12 protein-coding genes are annotated in these 16464 nt (G+C 61.8%); 11 read left to right on the top strand and 1 reads right to left on the bottom strand.

Features of this window, described 5'->3' with window-relative positions; genetic code table 11:
- Positions 1-136 precede the first annotated feature (136 nt).
- The 5 genes from aroQ to FH041_RS20315 all read left to right on the top strand — a co-directional run bounded on the left by aroQ (position 137) and on the right by FH041_RS20315 (position 6849).
- Entirely contained in the window at positions 137-592 is a 456-nt protein-coding gene (gene aroQ, locus FH041_RS20335) for a type II 3-dehydroquinate dehydratase (RefSeq protein ID WP_003255330.1), read from the top strand.
- A gap of 96 nt (positions 593-688) precedes the next feature.
- The gene (gene accB / locus FH041_RS20330; RefSeq protein ID WP_023535179.1) at positions 689-1147 is read left to right on the top strand and encodes an acetyl-CoA carboxylase biotin carboxyl carrier protein; all 459 of its coding nucleotides are present in this window, start codon (positions 689-691) and stop codon (positions 1145-1147) included.
- A 17-nt stretch (positions 1148-1164) separates the two neighbouring features.
- Complete coding sequence (accC, locus tag FH041_RS20325; RefSeq protein ID WP_027915162.1) at positions 1165-2520, top strand: acetyl-CoA carboxylase biotin carboxylase subunit; 1356 nt, start codon at positions 1165-1167, stop codon at positions 2518-2520.
- Between the two features lie 523 nt (positions 2521-3043).
- Entirely contained in the window at positions 3044-5650 is a 2607-nt protein-coding gene (locus FH041_RS20320; RefSeq protein ID WP_140174994.1) for a T6SS effector BTH_I2691 family protein, read from the top strand.
- Positions 5650-6849, top strand: a complete 1200-nt coding sequence (locus FH041_RS20315) for a DUF6708 domain-containing protein (RefSeq protein ID WP_140174992.1) — start codon at positions 5650-5652, stop codon at positions 6847-6849. The genes FH041_RS20320 and FH041_RS20315 overlap by 1 nt, the downstream gene beginning before the upstream one ends.
- Positions 6850-7060: 211 nt before the next feature.
- Here the strand turns inward: FH041_RS20315 and FH041_RS20310 are convergent, their stop codons facing one another.
- Positions 7061-8914 carry a sigma-54-dependent Fis family transcriptional regulator gene (locus FH041_RS20310; protein ID WP_049695382.1) on the bottom strand — a complete coding sequence of 618 codons (1854 nt, stop codon included), beginning with the start codon at positions 8912-8914 and terminating at the stop codon, positions 7061-7063.
- 282 nt (positions 8915-9196) lie between these two features.
- On the opposite strand from FH041_RS20310, the gene FH041_RS20305 reads away from it, so the two are divergent.
- From FH041_RS20305 to FH041_RS20280, 6 genes are all read left to right on the top strand, one after another.
- Positions 9197-10249, top strand: coding sequence for an NAD(+)/NADH kinase (locus FH041_RS20305; protein WP_140174990.1), 1053 nt, complete (start codon positions 9197-9199; stop codon positions 10247-10249).
- A 22-nt stretch (positions 10250-10271) separates the two neighbouring features.
- Complete coding sequence (locus FH041_RS20300; RefSeq protein WP_023534974.1) at positions 10272-11249, top strand: thiamine pyrophosphate-dependent dehydrogenase E1 component subunit alpha; 978 nt, start codon at positions 10272-10274, stop codon at positions 11247-11249.
- Between the two features lie 33 nt (positions 11250-11282).
- A complete protein-coding gene (locus FH041_RS20295; protein WP_059183610.1) occupies positions 11283-12305 on the top strand; it encodes an alpha-ketoacid dehydrogenase subunit beta in 1023 nt (340 codons plus the stop codon).
- On the top strand, positions 12302-13408 hold the full coding sequence (locus tag FH041_RS20290) for an acetoin dehydrogenase dihydrolipoyllysine-residue acetyltransferase subunit (RefSeq protein WP_028687650.1): 1107 nt from the start codon (positions 12302-12304) through the stop codon (positions 13406-13408). Before FH041_RS20295 ends, FH041_RS20290 begins: the two co-directional genes overlap by 4 nt.
- Before the next feature lie 49 nt (positions 13409-13457).
- Complete coding sequence (locus tag FH041_RS20285; RefSeq protein ID WP_023534966.1) at positions 13458-14525, top strand: 2,3-butanediol dehydrogenase; 1068 nt, start codon at positions 13458-13460, stop codon at positions 14523-14525.
- Between the two features lie 186 nt (positions 14526-14711).
- A complete protein-coding gene (locus FH041_RS20280; RefSeq protein WP_140174988.1) occupies positions 14712-16445 on the top strand; it encodes a C13 family peptidase in 1734 nt (577 codons plus the stop codon).
- Positions 16446-16464: the final 19 nt, after the last annotated feature.

Below are 16464 nucleotides of genomic sequence, written 5' to 3'. Positions count from 1 at the left end.
CCTGCTATCCGGTCATATACTTCGCGCGAATCTCGGTCATCGTGCTGGCTATTGCCGGGAACTGGACACTTGCCGTCGCTTTAGGCACACTCGCCGCGCTGTGTCGAATTGCCCTACAAATCCAAGGAACTCGCAGATGGCAACGCTACTGGTGCTTCACGGCCCCAATCTGAACCTGCTCGGTACGCGCGAGCCCGGCCACTATGGCGCCGTGACCCTGGCCCAGATCAACCAGGACCTGGAGCAACGTGCTCGCGCCGCGGGCCACCATTTGCAGTATTTGCAGAGCAATGCCGAATACGAGTTGATCGATCGCATTCATGCGGCACGCAACGAGGGTGTGGATTTCATCCTGATCAATCCGGCTGCATTCACCCACACAAGCGTTGCACTACGTGACGCATTGCTCGCGGTGAGCATCCCATTCATCGAAGTGCACCTGTCCAACGTGCACAAACGCGAACCGTTCCGTCATCACTCCTACTTTTCCGATGTAGCCGTAGGGGTGATCTGCGGTCTGGGCGCCAGCGGTTATCGCCTGGCCCTGGAGTCCGCGCTGGAACAGCTGGCTGCCAACGCACAGCCCAAATGATGAAAGCCCTGGCCTCGGTGGCCAGGGTCAAGAGAAGCGTGTCGACACGCTTTAACAATTTCGCCCCCTGACCGAACCTTTGGGAGTTGATGATTAATGGATATCCGTAAAGTCAAGAAACTGATCGAGCTGCTGGAAGAGTCTGGCATCGACGAGCTGGAGATCAAGGAAGGCGAAGAGTCGGTTCGCATCAGCCGTCACAGCAAGACCCCAGCTGCCCAGCAGTTCTACGCACCTGCCCCGATGGCTGCGCCTGCCGCTGCCCCGGTCGCCGCTGCCGCCCCTGCTGTCGAAGCTGCCGCCGCTGCCCCGGCCCTCAAGGGCACCGTCATCCGCTCGCCAATGGTAGGCACCTTCTACCGCAAACCTTCGCCGACCTCGCCGAACTTCGCTGAAGTGGGCCAGAGCGTGAAGAAAGGCGACACCCTGTGCATCGTCGAAGCCATGAAGATGATGAACCACATCGAAGCCGATGTCGGCGGTGTCATCGACGCCATCCTGGTAGAAGACGGCCAGCCGGTTGAGTTCGACCAGCCGCTGTTCACCATCGTTTGAATCGCGGAGAGCCAACGATGTCTGGGAAGCTCGAAAAAGTCCTGATCGCCAACCGCGGGGAAATTGCCCTGCGGATCCTGCGTGCCTGCAAAGAGCTGGGTATCAAGACCGTCGCCGTGCACTCCACCGCTGACCGTGAACTGATGCACCTGGGCCTGGCAGACGAGTCGGTCTGCATCGGCCCTGCATCGTCCAAGGATTCGTACCTGCACATCCCGGCGATCATCGCCGCTGCCGAAGTCACCGGCGCGACCGCGATTCACCCCGGTTACGGCTTCCTGGCGGAAAACGCCGATTTTGCCGAGCAGGTTGAGAAGTCCGGCTTTGCCTTCATTGGCCCCAAAGCCGACACCATTCGCCTGATGGGTGACAAGGTGTCGGCCAAGGACGCGATGATCAAGTCGGGTGTACCGACCGTGCCGGGCTCCGACGGCCCGCTGCCGGAAGACGAAGAAGTCGCGCTGGCCATCGCCCGCGACGTCGGCTACCCGGTGATCATCAAGGCCGCCGGTGGCGGTGGTGGTCGCGGCATGCGCGTGGTGCACAAGGAAGAGGATTTGATCGCCTCGGCCAAGCTCACCCGTACCGAAGCCGGTGCAGCCTTCGGCAACCCGATGGTGTACCTGGAGAAGTTCCTGACCAACCCACGTCACGTGGAAGTACAGGTCTTGTCCGACGGCCAGGGCAATGCGATACACCTCGGTGACCGTGACTGCTCGCTGCAACGCCGCCACCAGAAGGTGCTGGAAGAGGCTCCGGCCCCAGGCATCGACGAGAAAGCGCGCCAGGAAGTGTTCAAGCGCTGCGTGGACGCGTGCATCGAGATCGGCTACCGCGGTGCGGGAACGTTCGAGTTCCTGTACGAAGATGGCCGCTTCTACTTCATCGAGATGAACACCCGTGTGCAGGTTGAGCACCCGGTGTCGGAGATGGTCACAGGCATCGACATCGTCAAGGAGATGCTGAGCATCGCCGCTGGCAACAAGCTGTCGTTCCGCCAGGAGGACGTGGTGGTCCACGGCCACTCGCTGGAGTGCCGTATCAACGCCGAAGATCCGAAGAAGTTCATCCCAAGCCCCGGCAAGGTGAAGCACTTCCACGCACCAGGCGGCAACGGCGTGCGCGTCGATTCGCACCTGTACAGCGGTTATTCGGTTCCGCCGAACTATGACTCGCTGATCGGCAAGCTGATCACCTGGGGCAAGGACCGTGACGAAGCCATGGCACGCATGCGCAACGCCCTGGACGAGATCGTCGTCGATGGCATCAAGACCAACATCCCGCTGCACCGTGATCTGGTGCGTGATGAAGGCTTCTGCAAAGGCGGCGTCAACATTCACTACCTCGAGCACAAACTGGCCAACCAGGATTGATCGCGTAGTGTGACGTACAAGAACCCCGGACTGGCTCCGGGGTTTTTTATTGCCTGTTCGGCTTCATTAATGGCTGATACGGCCCTTCAGGGTGCTTGCGGCCAAACACTGTGCAAATGGCGATCACCCAGCAAACGGTGTCTACCGACCTAGCAGAGCAATCTGCGTATTCCCGCCGCCCTCTCTAACTTGCATGACTTGATGATCTGGCTTGCCGCAAAGAGCAAGCACCGATGCCGCTTGAGTATGAAGCGTGCCCTGCAACGAAAATTCCTACTGAGCATTGGGAACTTCCTGGCAAGACGAAAACAGTACCTTCGAATATAAATTGAGTGCAGGAAAGCGACTCGATGAGTACCTGGTTAATGCGGCGTTGAGACGGCCGGCCTACTCGGTACTGCTTGCGAAAAACCGACTTGCGATTCCGTTTGGCAGGCTGCCATGAAGAATCACTCGAGCAAAGCCTGCCACTTGCCCAATGCCTTCAAACACATCTGCACCGTTTAATTCGCCAGAGGCCCTCATGTTCGATCTGAAGATGCTGATGGAAATCAATCGGCAGAACTGCGAAGCCTTGCAAGACCCTTTATCCATAGGGCCCGCCGTCTCATGCACCCGCACCTTCACCGTTCTGCCATTACGCTATGCCGCCGTGGGCGGTAATCCCTACCAGCGTCAGCAGCTCCCTACTCTGCCTCAACACCTGCGCCACCCGCATCGCACCGCCGCGCTGCATCAGGCGGACTATGCCATTCGCCCGCTGCGTGAAGGTTTCCTGTATGTCATGGAAAAGCGCAGGCTCAGTGGGCAATACAGCCTTCACCCTCCCTACCGAATCGCCGCGAACGGCGCCCTGTCGCTCTTCGACCCTGAACATCCAGAGCCAAAACCGCCTGGCATCTCCACATTCCAGGATGTCGTGCGCGCTATGACCTGGGCATTCACGGTTCATGATCTCGACGACTTGCTCGAGCTTCGCCTGTTCTACAGCCCCGATCCGTTGACCATCGCGGCGCAGCGGCAATTGCTGCGTCGACGCGACCTGCTGCCTGCAGTAGACATAGCGCCCTTCGCCAGCCCCAGCTGCCCAATGCCCAGGCCCTACACGATACGTCATGACCAGTTGAACCTTGTCGCCGACTTTGCCGCGGAATCCAACGACGTGTTGCGCACGCTGTTGGACGCTCAGGTCTTCAGTACACCAAGCATCAGCTCGCTGGCGGCGGCCCGCCAAGCCTTGGGCCCCTTGGGCAGTAAACCTGAAGCACGGGGCGTTGCCGTGGTGGTGGAGGATGCCATCGGCATTACCCAGGAACTCAATGCCTGGCGCAACGCTGGCATGGAACACCTCAAGCATTGGCTGGAAGCCAGCACTGAGAGCGGTGGCCCTAGTAACGAGCGAAAGGTGTTGGTTGCGCAAACATTCACCGAACTGCATCAGCAATTCACGGAGCGAAAGGTTGCCGCAATGGTCGATCGCCGCAGAGAGGCGATGCGCGGCTATCTCGGCAGCGACGAGGCGGTTCCACGGTACATGGCCGAGTGGTGGGCAACAGCTAAAGAGCACATTCTGGACAGCGCCGCTGAACTTGAAAGGCAGAAGCTCGAAACGCGCGCAAAAAATGGAGAATTTGCCAAGCAATTCGAAGAGCGCTATCTGTCACTCGTTAACCTAAAAGGTATGTACCAGCACCTTGATGTGTTTGAGGCGCAGAGCGCCGAAGCCCAACGTCTCGCCGAGTCCAGAGCGGCAGATCACCTCGCATGGTTGAAGTCGTCCGCACTGGTAGACGCACTTGCCCACTACGACGAAAACGACCCTGCCAATGGCCTGTGCTTTGCGCACCAGACAGGGCTGTGCGTAGCCGGCCTCGAAGGCGTGCCATCCGGCGCAGCGCTGCTTGCTCAATGGTGGCGCGCCGACGCTATCACCCCCGACAACCTGGCGCTGCGCTCGTTTGTCCATAATCAGCGCGAGATCGCAGAGGTGCTTGCGCAGACACGCACAGCGCTGGACGCACTGGCACCGGGCAGCGACCCTATTCTTCAACTGGAGGCGGCCCTCAAACAAGCCAAAGAGCTCGCCGCACACTTCAGCCGGCTGGACAGCCACCTGGACCAGCTCACGCAACACAGCCCCACCAACACTGCTGGCGCGCTGGCCTGGCTCGGGCAGCTGGGGCGCCAGAGCCTGTCAGTAGGTGCGCCCGGTAGCACTGACCGGTTGCTGTACCGACGCCTGAGCACCTACCTCATTGCCTCACTGGGTAAGCAAGCCGTGGAACTGCGCTTGAGTGAGCAGGCGCTGGACGGTAAAACGCCCTCGCCCGGTCGCGTCGCGGCCCCCATCGTGCGCCGGCTTGATCGAGCTTATGCCGAGACGTTGAACGGGGTGCACGGGAATCAGTTCTATCGCTTGCGGGTCGCCAGCGGATTGCTGCTGTTGGAGGCCGGGCTGCTGTTGTTACAAGGCAGACGGGATGACAAGGACCGACGCTTCTGGAGCGAAGTGACTGCGGCCGCATTTACCAGTGCGGCTGCGGGGATGGAGCTGCTTGCGGTGGGGACGGAACTGACGATTAGAGGCGTTGGCGGGAACAGCGCCACTGCGCGGGGCGCGCTAGTTAATCTAGGGCGGTATCGACTGTGGGGGGCTGGGTTGGCGGCGGTAGGGGGGCTCGTCAGTATAAAATGGGATATCTCCGACGCTGCGGAGGCAAGAAAAAAATCCAACACAATATTAGCCTCTACGTATATGGTCAGAGCAGGCGCTACTTTTGCATTACTTGTGGGGCAAGGAGGGATAGCGTTTTCACAGGCTGGCGCGCTTTTTCATTGGCTGTCAGTAAGTGACACAAATATCTTTAGACGCAAAATGGCCGCACTTTTTTCAAAGTTATCTACACGACTGGCGACCAATAGAATTGCTATGCTTTGGCTTAGTCGGCTGGGCTGGATTGGAGGCACCATCATGATTGTTGCCACCATCGCCATAGTGCTTTTAGATGGAGACGCACTTGAGAGTTGGTGCAAGGAATGCTGCTTCAGCCTGCAGCCACCTCGCACAGGCTATGCGAAAGATGAAGAAGAGTTAGAGGCCTTATTCAGCTCAATCAGCGAGGTCATATAATGTATTTTGCTGAATGGCTCGCATGGCTTGCATACATAGATCCTAAAGAAGAGCGCGACGCTTTTGAGAAGAATCACAAGAAGACCAATATTTCTATATATGAAAGCGATGAGCAGGATATGCTTGATGCCGCGAAGAGATCAGCCAGCAGCAACCCCCTAAGTCGCGGACCGGTATATGTTTATAATAAACACATACTGGAAATGCGTTGCGGCATGATGGAGGACAAACGGGGACTTATAACTATCCTGTCGACTGCTGTTATACTCTATTCATTAGTGAATATAGCGATGGCTTTAGAGGACCTAACTATTCTCATCGGCCTATTATTCACCTACAACGGCGAGCCTTATGCCGGAACGCTTTTAACGGGGTCTGTTTTCCTGACCTTGGGTGTAGGTACGCTGTGGCTTTATTTAAAATTTGGGCTCCGCTTCACGCGCTTTGAGATGTTCACGTCTCGCCACCTACTGATACGTTTCAATCGGACCACCCAACAAGTTTACCTGCATCGCCCACCGTATTGCGGCGGCATCGTCACGCTTCCTTGGTATGGTGTCACCTCCAGCGGTTCGGATAAAAAATATGCTGCTGCGGGTGGATTTGGCCTTCCTTTAGATCTTATATGGCCACCCTCGTTCGCCGGCGCCCTCCATCCAGAACTCATCCACGTAGGCAAGGCCGCCAACAATTTCACGGAGCTGCAATCCGAGTGGGAATTCATCCGCCGTTTCATGGACGAGGGCCCAGAGGGTTTGCCTCGCCCTTCTCTGACCTCACACTTCCCCTGGCCCTGGCAAGCCTTTACCCCTCAATTCGAAGGCCTGACCCACTACTTTCGAAAATCCTCTCGAATCACCAAACTCGGCCTGGTCTTGATCTCGCCCGCCTTCCTGATCATCGGCACCGGCCATTGGCTAAGCCTGATGCTGTGCTGGAAACCGCGCTGGCCCAGGATCATTCGTGAAGCCGGTTTGCCCGGAAAACCCGTCCCGCCGCTGACCACACTTGATGATTATCCACCCGCTATCCAAGCACGGTTGCGTGAAAACGCTTACCTATGGGCTACTCGCCCAGGCAAACGCCCGCAGAGAAAGAAACGCAGCTCTACCCGTAAGCCAAAGACCGAAATTGCCACCGCGTGCCTACAAAACGATATCTCCGGTGAAACACATCGTGCGGACGGCTCATCGGGCTGATATCAACTTGAAGTTTTTCTCTTGGCTATGATCACTCCACATGGGTTATTCACTGAACGCTGCTTCCAGCCATGTGTATTGTGCTGTTGATCTTCGCGACTTCAGCAGGCCGAACGCAGTCTGTGCGTAGGGCACGGCTCTGAAGCGGCAAGCTGCGGCGCCTGAACGATTGCGCGGTCAGCAACAACAGCAAAAAGATGCCGCCACGACGCTACCCTTTCATACGAGGCATCTCGATGCGATGCTCGTGCACGCGCCGATACAATGTCGCACGCGAAATGCCCAACGCCTGGGCAGCCTCGGCGGGCTTCCAACGATGCCGGATCAACGCATCCAGCAATCGTTGCCGCGCCGGGCAGGACGCCTCGCTCGTGACTCGGCCAACCTCCTGCCCACGGACTTCCTCAGGCAGGTCAAGCAGGCGCAGCTGCCCACCCTCGTTCACAGCGCACGCATAACGCAACACCTGCCGCAACTGGCGCAGGTTCCCCGGCCAGCGGTACTCCAGCAACACCTGCAAGGCATCGTCGGCTAGCGCCACGCTCACGCCACACGCGTCGGCCTCTTCGGCCAGCAGCTGGTGAATGAGCCCCAGCCGGTCTTCGCGCTCGCGCAGCGCTGGCAACGCGAAGCGGGCGTTGGCCAGGCGAAAATACAAGTCCTCACGAAACTGTCCCTGCTCCACCCTCGCCGCGAGGTCGCGGTGCGTGGCGCAGATCACCTGAATGTCCACGCGCTGGCGCCGCGCAGCCCCCAAGGGGGCTACCTCACCTTCTGCCAGTACCCGCAACAGTCGGGTCTGCAGGCTCAGTGGCATGTCGCCAATCTCGTCCAGAAACAGCGTGCCGCCATCGGCCTGGTGTACAAGCCCTTGCATACCCTTGCTCGAAGCCCCGGTAAAGGCGCCCGCGACATAACCAAACAACTCGCTCTCGATCAGGTTCTCGGGGATGGCGGCGCAGTTGAGCGTGACGAACGGGCCGGTGCCGCGCTTGCTTTGCTGATGCACCTGGCGAGCAAAAACTTCCTTGCCTGTACCCGTCTCACCCTGCACCAGCACTGCAAGGTTACAGTCCTTGACCCGTGTGGCCAGGCGCAAGTGTTGTTCGATGCGCCGGTCCAAGCCTTGCAGCAAGGGCTCGACCGGCTGCTTGCGCTGGGGGGCGCTGACCCGGCCATACAGCTCGCCCAACCCTGGCAGACGTTGCGCAGACGCGTTGCTGACCCGTCGCAATTGCTCTTGGTCGAACAGCTCACCAATGTGAGCAGGCAAGCGTCCCAGGCGCTGCATCAGGCGTTGCCGTGTCAGGCTGTTCATCGCCTGCAGGCGACCGTCGGCGTCCCAGGCCAGTAGATAGTCAGGCTGGCTTTCCACGTAGCCTGGGGTGCCGTGGGCACGCATCACCCAGTGGCCTTGGGCGCTGTGCATGAAAAAGGCGTTCTCGATTTCGCGTGCGGTCTGCTCGACCAATTGCCGGATCAGGTGCTGGCTGCGGCGGTCGTCGGGCGAGCGCAGCGCAGAGACGTCCAGCACCCCCAGCAACTCTCCAAAGGGGTCGAACACAGGCGCCGCGCTACAGGTCAGACCGATGAAGGCAGCGCGAAAGTGATCGCGCTTGTGCACGGTGACCGGTGCCTTGGTGGTCAGCACCGCCGCTACCCCGCAGGTACCCTCTTCTCCTTCCGACCAGCAGGTGCCCAGGTACAGGCCGGCCTTGCGGCAGTCAGTGCGAATGGCCGACTCGACCCGGTAATCGATGGTGCGGCCCTGGGCATCGGTCAGCAGCACGCAGTAGTCGGCCTCGCGCACCTGTTCGTGCAAGCGTGCCACGGCATCCCCGGCAATGCGCAGGAACAGCTCCGAGCGCTCTCGGCATTCGTTGAGCAGGGCCTGGGAAAGGATACGCGGCCCTTGCTCGGAGGCGGGATCGAGACGGTACAGCTCCATGGAGCGACGCCAGGAATCGAGGATCAACGGCGGTACTGGCGCCTGGGGCAGACGGTCGGCGTTCTTCAGTACCCTGCTGACGCAGTCGACATGAGCGCGGGAGTTCGCGGCAAGCATTCGGGCCCTCCGGTTCTCGTTGCTGTTCTTGTGGTTGTGCAGCCATTAAGCGCCTGCGCGCAGGCATGGACAAGCACGGTGTGATCAAAGGTGTGATTGAGACGCAGCGTCTCAGCGTCTCGCCGCACAACGCCCAGAGCGGCACCTGGCGTCTCAGCACGGCGACCCGCCTGGCAGCAGGCAAGACGATCCCAGGCCTCTGCTGCGGGCCTTTGCGGGATTTCATTCAAAGCTGGCACCGCGCTTGCTCTTGTCCTTGCAAACAAGAACACGAGGTGCGCCATGCCGCTACCCGCCCCACTGGTCGGCATCATTGCCAACCCTGCTTCAGGCCGAGACCTGCGTCGCCTGACAGCCACTGCCGGCTTGTACTCCAGCACTGACAAAGCCGCTGCCATCGCGCGCCTGCTCGCCGCATTCGGCGCAACAGGTGTCGGCCACGTGCTGATGCCCAGCGACATGACTGGCATCGCCGCCGCCGTGGTCAAAGCCTGCGCCGGGCCGATGGCGTGCGATCAACACTGGCCTGCCCTCGAGATACTCGACCTGCCGCTGACCCAGACCGTCAGCGACACACGGCTTGCCACGCGCAACATGGTGGCGCGGGGGGTGTCGATGATCGCTGTGCTGGGGGGCGACGGTACGCACAAGGCCGTCGCGGCAGAAGCTGGCGACGTACCCTTGCTGACCTTGTCCACCGGCACCAACAACGCCTTCCCGGAGCTGCGCGAAGCCACCAGTGCGGGCCTTGCAGGCGGCCTGGTGGTCAGCGGCAAGGTGCCAACCTCCATCGGCCTGCGCCGCAACAAACGCTTGCTGGTCAGGGTGCCCCAACAGCAACTGAGCGAATGGGCGCTGGTGGAGGTCGCGGTATCGCCTCAACGTTTCATCGGTGCGCGGGCCCTGAGCCGCAGCGAGGACCTGAGCGAAATCTTCGCCTGCTTTGCCGAGCCCCACGCTATCGGCTTGTCGGCACTGTGCGGCCTGTGGAGCCCGGTCTCGCGGCAAGCGCCTCACGGCGCCTGGGTGCGCCTTGGCGAAAACGCCGGGCAGGCGCTGCTGGCCCCCGTGGCACCCGGCGTGCTGCAAGCCTGCGGCATTACTGCCTCGGGCTACATGGCGCCTGACGCGCCGTACCGCCCGGTCCTCGTCCAGGGCACCTTGGCGCTGGACGGCGAGCGGGAAATCGAATTCTGCGCCCATGACACCCCCACCATCACCCTCGATCACCTGGGCCCTTTGAGTGTGGACGTGCAGGCGGTGCTCACGCATGCCGCCCAGCATCGTCTGCTGGCTGTACCCCTGGGCCACCCGCTGCACCCCGCGACCCGTTGAGACAACCCCGGAGAACAACAAGATGTCCAATCAACCGAGTTCTGCACAACTGCTGCATGCCTATGAAGTGATGCGCACCATTCGTGCCTTCGAAGAACGCCTGCACGTCGAGTTCGCCACAGGCGAAATACCCGGCTTCGTCCACCTTTACGCGGGTGAAGAGGCCAGCGCGGCGGGGGTGATGGCCCACCTGCGCGACAGCGACTGCATCGCCTCCAACCATCGCGGCCATGGCCACTGCATCGCCAAAGGCGTGGATGTGTACGGCATGATGGCCGAGATCTACGGCAAAAAGACCGGAGTCTGCGGCGGCAAGGGCGGCTCGATGCACATTGCCGACCTGGGCAAGGGCATGCTCGGCGCCAACGGTATCGTCGGCGCCGGCGCACCGTTGGTGGTGGGCGCTGCGCTGGCAGCCAAGCTCAAGGGCCGCGACGATGTGTCCGTGGTCTTCTTCGGAGATGGCGCCTCCAATGAAGGCGCGGTGTTCGAAGCCATGAACATGGCCGCGATCATGAACCTGCCGTGCATCTTCGTCGCCGAGAACAATGGTTATGCCGAAGCCACGGCGTCCAACTGGTCAGTGGCCTGCGATCACATAGCCGACCGCGCCGCCGGCTTCGGCATGCCAGGGGTCACCATCGACGGTTTCGATTTCTTCGCGGTTCACGAAGCCGCCGGTGCCGCCATCGAGCGTGCACGCTCCGGCCAGGGGCCGTCGCTGATCGAGGTCAAGCTCAGCCGCTACTACGGTCACTTCGAAGGCGATGCGCAAACCTACCGCGCGCCCGATGAAGTGAAGAACTTGCGCGAAACCCGTGACTGCCTGCTGCAGTTCCGCGACAAGACCGTGCGCGCGGGGCTGCTCGAAGCAGGGCAGCTGGACAGCATCGACGCCCGCGTCGAGGACCTGATCGAGGACGCCGTGCAACGCGCCAAGTCCGACCCCAAGCCACAACCTGCCGACCTGCTCACCGACGTCTACGTCGCCTATCCCTGAGCCGCTCAGAACAAGAACAACAGGAGAACCACCATGGCAAGAAAGATCAGTTACCAGCAGGCCATCAACGAAGCCCTGGCTCAGGAGATGCGTCGTGACGATACCGTGTTCATCATTGGCGAAGATGTGGCCGGCGGTGCAGGCGCGCCAGGCGAAGACGATGCCTGGGGTGGCGTGCTGGGCGTGACCAAGGGCTTGTACCACCAGTTTCCAGGCCGCGTGCTGGATGCGCCCCTCTCGGAGATCGGCTACGTAGGCGCTGCCGTTGGTGCGGCCACCCAGGGCTTGCGCCCGGTCTGCGAACTAATGTTCGTCGACTTCGCCGGCTGCTGCCTGGACCAGATCCTCAACCAGGCGGCCAAGTTTCGCTACATGTTCGGCGGTAAGGCCGTGACGCCGCTGGTCATGCGCACCATGTACGGTGCCGGGCTGCGCGCCGCGGCCCAGCATTCGCAAATGCTCACCTCGCTGTGGACGCATATCCCAGGCCTGAAGGTGGTGTGCCCGTCCTCACCGTATGACGCCAAGGGCCTGCTGATCCAGGCCATCCGCGACAACGACCCGGTGATCTTCTGCGAGCACAAGCTGCTGTACAGCATGCAGGGCGACGTACCGGAAGAGGTGTACACGGTGCCGTTCGGCGAAGCCAACTACCTGCGCGATGGCAGCGATGTCACCTTGGTGACGTATGGCCGCATGGTGCATGTGGCCATGGAAGCCGCCAACAACCTGGCCCGCCAGGGCATCGACTGCGAAGTCCTGGACCTGCGCACCACCAGTCCACTGGATGAAGACAGCATCCTTGATAGTGTCGAGAAGACCGGGCGCCTGGTGGTGATCGACGAGGCCAACCCCCGTTGTTCGATGGCCACGGACATCAGCGCCCTGGTTGCGCAGAAGGCATTCGGCGCGCTGAAAGGGCCCATCGAAATGGTGACGGCGCCGCACACGCCCGTTCCGTTTTCCGACGCCCTGGAAGACCTGTACATCCCCGACGCTGCCAAAATCGAAGCAGCCGTGCGCACCGTCCTCGACGCTACAAGGAGCGCCGCATGAGCCAGATCCATACCCTGACCATGCCCAAATGGGGCTTGTCGATGACCGAAGGCCGGGTAGACACCTGGCTCAAACAGGAAGGCGACGTCATCACCAAGGGCGACGAAGTGCTGGACGTGGAGACGGACAAGATCAGCAGCAGCGTCGAGGCGCCGTTCAGTGGCGTGCTGCGCCGCCTGGTGGCCAGGCCGGATGAGACCCTGCCTGTAGGTGCGCTGTTGGCCGTGGTGGTTGAAGGCGAAGCCGACGACGCCGACATCGACGCTGTGGTACAGCGCTTCCAGGCCGAGTTCGTGGCCGAAGGTAGTACCGACCAGGCCCAAGGCCCGGCGCCCCAGAAAGCCGAGGTGAAGGGTCGCTTGTTGCGTTGGTTCGAACTGGGCGAAGGCGGGACGCCCTTGGTGCTGGTACATGGCTTTGGCGGCGACCTCAACAACTGGCTGTTCAACCACCCTGCCCTGGCCACCGAGCGACGCGTGATCGCCCTCGACTTGCCGGGCCATGGCGAGTCGGCGAAAGCCTTGCAGCGCGGTGACCTGGAGGAACTGAGCGAAACGGTGCTGGCCCTGCTCGATCACCTGGACCTTCCCCGGGCGCACCTGGTCGGCCACTCCATGGGCGGCGCGGTTTGCCTGGGCCTTGCGCGCCTGGCACCGCACCGGGTGGCCAGCCTCGGCCTGATCGCCAGCGCGGGTCTGGGCGAGGCGATCAATGGGCAATACCTGCAAGGGTTCGTCGCGGCAAGTAGCCGCAACGCCCTCAAGCCGCAGATGGTGCAACTGTTCGCCGATCCAGCCTTGGTCACGCGGCAGCTGCTCGAAGACATGCTCAAGTTCAAGCGTCTTGAGGGCGTAGACCAGGCGCTGCAGGTGCTGGCCTCGGCCCTGGCCGAGGGCGATCGGCAACGCCACGACCTGCGCGGCGTCCTGGGCCAGCACCCCGCCCTGGTCATCTGGGGCGGCAAGGACGCGATCATTCCGGCCAGTCACGCCCAGGGCCTGGAAGCCCAGGTGGTGGTCATGCCGGACGCTGGCCACATGGTGCAGATGGAGGCCGCCGACGCGGTCAACCAGCACCTGCTCGCTTTCCTGCGCAGCCATTGACCCTTCCTGGCTTCTGGAGATTCCTATGAACGACTTGAGCAACCCACACATGCGCGCGGCGGTCTGGCACGGGCGCAACGACATCCGCGTCGAGCAGGTGCCTCTGCCGGCCGATCCTGCACCTGGGTGGGTGCAGATCCAGGTGGACTGGTGCGGCATCTGCGGCTCGGACCTGCACGAATACGTGGCCGGGCCGGTCTTCATCCCGGTAGACGCGCCACATCCTCTTACCGGTATTCAGGGCCAGTGCATCCTTGGCCACGAGTTCTGCGGCCGGATCGCCAAGCTCGGCGCAGGGGTCGAGGGCTATGCGGTGGGCGATCCGGTGGCGGCGGACGCCTGCCAGCACTGCGGGACCTGTTATTACTGTACCCATGGGATGTACAACATCTGTGAGCGACTGGCGTTCACAGGGCTGATGAACAATGGCGCCTTCGCCGAGCGGGTCAATGTGCCGGCCAATCTGCTCTACCGGCTGCCGCCCGGTTTTCCAGCGGAGGCAGGGGCGCTGATCGAACCGCTGGCGGTCGGCATGCACGCGGTGAAAAAAGCGGGCAGCCTGCTGGGCCAGACCGTGGTGGTGGTGGGCGCCGGTACCATCGGGCTGTGCACCATCATGTGCGCCAAGGCGGCAGGCGCGGCGCGGGTGATCGCCTTGGAAATGTCTTCGGCGCGCAAGGCCAAGGCATTGGAAGTGGGCGCCAGCGTGGTCCTGGACCCTAACCAGTGCGATGTGTTGGCCGAGATTCGCGTGCTCACCGCCGGGCTGGGGGCTGACGTGAGCTTCGAGTGCATTGGCAACAAGCACACGGCCAAGCTGGCCATCGACACCCTTCGCAAGGCCGGCAAGTGTGTGATGGTGGGGATTTTCGAAGAGCCGAGCGAATTCAACTTCTTCGAACTGGTGTCCACCGAGAAGCAGGTGATCGGCGCCCTGGCCTACAACGGCGAGTTCGCCGACGTGATCGCCTTCATCGCCGATGGTCGGCTGGACATACGCCCGCTGGTGACCGGCCGCATCGGGCTGGAGCAAATCGTCGAGCTGGGGTTCGAGGAACTGGTGAACAACAAGGAGGAAAACGTGAAGATCATTGTGTCGCCGGGATTGGGTCGCTAGGCGCACGGTATCGAAGCTCCCTCTAGAGCGGCCTTGCCGGTCCGGCGCCCCGGCAAGGCCACTTCTACCCAAGGCCCCCACAGCTTGCAAACGTGGCGCAAAGCCCCCTCGCCCCGCCCGCACCACTCGCTGTTTCAGGCGCCCGATCTGAGTCATAATCGGCGCACTCACTGCCCGGTCCTCGCCATGCGTCCACTGCTTCCCCTGACCCTGCTCCTGTTGCTCGCTGCCTGTGGGGATGGCGAATCCCTGAGCCCACCCGATGCACGCCTGCCGGACGGCGGCCGCTACCGTGGCCAGGTGGTCGACGGCTTGCTGCAGGGCCAAGGCCGTATCGATTACCCCAATGGCAGCTGGTATGCCGGCGGCTTCAAGGACGGCTTGTGGCACGGTCAGGGGGAATGGCATGGGCAGAACGGCGAAGTCTACCGCGGCCAGTTCGCCGCTGGCCTGTTCGAAGGGCTTGGCGACCTGACCACTCCGGGTAGCCACTATGCGGGTACCTTCCGCCATGGCAGGCGCGATGGCGAAGGCACCCTCAAGCAGACCGGGCAAACCTACCGCGGGCAGTTCAAGGACGACCTCTACGACGGCGCAGGCGAACTGGAGCTGGCCGACGGCAGTCGCTACCGGGGCCTGTTCGCCAAGGGCAAGCCCAACGGCGCCGGCGTGCGCAGCGACGCCAGCGGTAATCAGTTCAGCGGCAGGTTCGTGGATGGCCAATTGCAAGGCACTGGCACCTACGACAGCGTCGAAGGCGAGCAGTACATCGGCGAGTTCAAGGACAACCGCCTCGAAGGCCGCGGGCGCTATGAAAACGCCGAAGGCGACGTGTGGATCGGTCAGTTCAAGGACGGTTCGCTCAGCGGCGAGGGTGAAATGCTGGGCAGCGATGGCAGCCATTACAAAGGCACCTTCCTCGACTGGCGCATGTCGGGCCAGGGCAGCCTGCAACTGGCAGATGGCAGTCAATATGTGGGCCACATGCTCGATGATGCCTACCACGGGCAGGGGCGCCTGACGCTGGCTGACGGCAAGGTACAAGCCGGTATCTGGGCCAATGGCGTTCGGGTCCGCGATGAACACGGCACCTTGCTGCCGGACCCGCTCGACATGGCACTGCTCAATCAAGGGCGCTTGCTGAAGGAAGCCTTGGCCGCCGTGCCCCGGTCCCAGCCGGCGGTCGAGCTGTACAGCCTGGTGGTGGGTGGCGACGGGCAGCAGAGCGTTTTTCTGCGCGAAGCCGATTACGTGAGCAACCTGCTGAAAGTACGCTTTGGTGCCATAGGGCAGGTGACGCTGGTCAACCATCGCGACTTCATGGCGACGCGCCCCATGGCCACGCGGCAGAGCATCACCCGCGCAGCCAGCACCCTGGCCGAGCGCAGCGGCCCGGAAGACCTGCTGTTTATCTACCTCACCAGCCACGGCAGTCAGGACCACCAACTGGTCCTCGATCAACCACGCCTGCAACTGGCCGATATTTCCGCCGACGAGTTGGCCGATGCACTGGCCCCCTTGAAAAATCGTGACAAGGTCATCGTCATTTCCGCGTGTTATTCCGGTGGTTACATCGATGCCCTGAAGGACTCGCGCACACTTCTGATGACAGCAGCCCGAGCCGACCGGGTTTCCTTCGGTTGCTCGGAAGAAGCCGACTTCACCTATTTTGGCGATGCCCTTTTCGCGCAGGCGCTGAACCAGACGGACGATCTGAAACAGGCGTTTGAACTGGCGCGCACCCGCGTTGCCGAACGTGAACGAAACGAAGGCTTCGAAGCGTCCGAGCCGCAGCTGTGGGCACCGCCAAACGTACTGGAGCACTGGCAGCGCCTACGCCGGCATCAAGCCGAAGAGGCCTTGCGCAATACGACACAGGCCGCGGTGGGGGCACAGGCGAAAACGCCGCGCACCTACTAAGCTTGTGTGTAACAAGGGA

The organism is Pseudomonas sp. SWI7, from assembly GCF_006351945.1.
Taxonomy (GTDB): Bacteria; Pseudomonadota; Gammaproteobacteria; order Pseudomonadales; family Pseudomonadaceae; genus Aquipseudomonas; species Aquipseudomonas fulva.
Note: the sequence above shows the minus strand (reverse complement) of the source record. Positions and strands in the feature narration are given on the sequence as shown.

Coding starts and splice junctions, on each gene's coding strand:
- accC (WP_027915162.1), top strand. CDS start 1,165: ATGTCTGGGAAGCTCGAAAAAGTCCTGATCGCCAACCGCGGGGAAATT.
- FH041_RS20295 (WP_059183610.1), top strand. CDS start 11,283: ATGGCAAGAAAGATCAGTTACCAGCAGGCCATCAACGAAGCCCTGGCT.
- FH041_RS20280 (WP_140174988.1), top strand. CDS start 14,712: ATGCGTCCACTGCTTCCCCTGACCCTGCTCCTGTTGCTCGCTGCCTGT.
- FH041_RS20290 (WP_028687650.1), top strand. CDS start 12,302: ATGAGCCAGATCCATACCCTGACCATGCCCAAATGGGGCTTGTCGATG.
- FH041_RS20300 (WP_023534974.1), top strand. CDS start 10,272: ATGTCCAATCAACCGAGTTCTGCACAACTGCTGCATGCCTATGAAGTG.
- accB (WP_023535179.1), top strand. CDS start 689: ATGGATATCCGTAAAGTCAAGAAACTGATCGAGCTGCTGGAAGAGTCT.
- FH041_RS20315 (WP_140174992.1), top strand. CDS start 5,650: ATGTATTTTGCTGAATGGCTCGCATGGCTTGCATACATAGATCCTAAA.
- FH041_RS20320 (WP_140174994.1), top strand. CDS start 3,044: ATGTTCGATCTGAAGATGCTGATGGAAATCAATCGGCAGAACTGCGAA.
- FH041_RS20310 (WP_049695382.1), bottom strand. CDS start 8,914: ATGCTTGCCGCGAACTCCCGCGCTCATGTCGACTGCGTCAGCAGGGTA.
- FH041_RS20285 (WP_023534966.1), top strand. CDS start 13,458: ATGCGCGCGGCGGTCTGGCACGGGCGCAACGACATCCGCGTCGAGCAG.
- FH041_RS20305 (WP_140174990.1), top strand. CDS start 9,197: ATGCCGCTACCCGCCCCACTGGTCGGCATCATTGCCAACCCTGCTTCA.
- aroQ (WP_003255330.1), top strand. CDS start 137: ATGGCAACGCTACTGGTGCTTCACGGCCCCAATCTGAACCTGCTCGGT.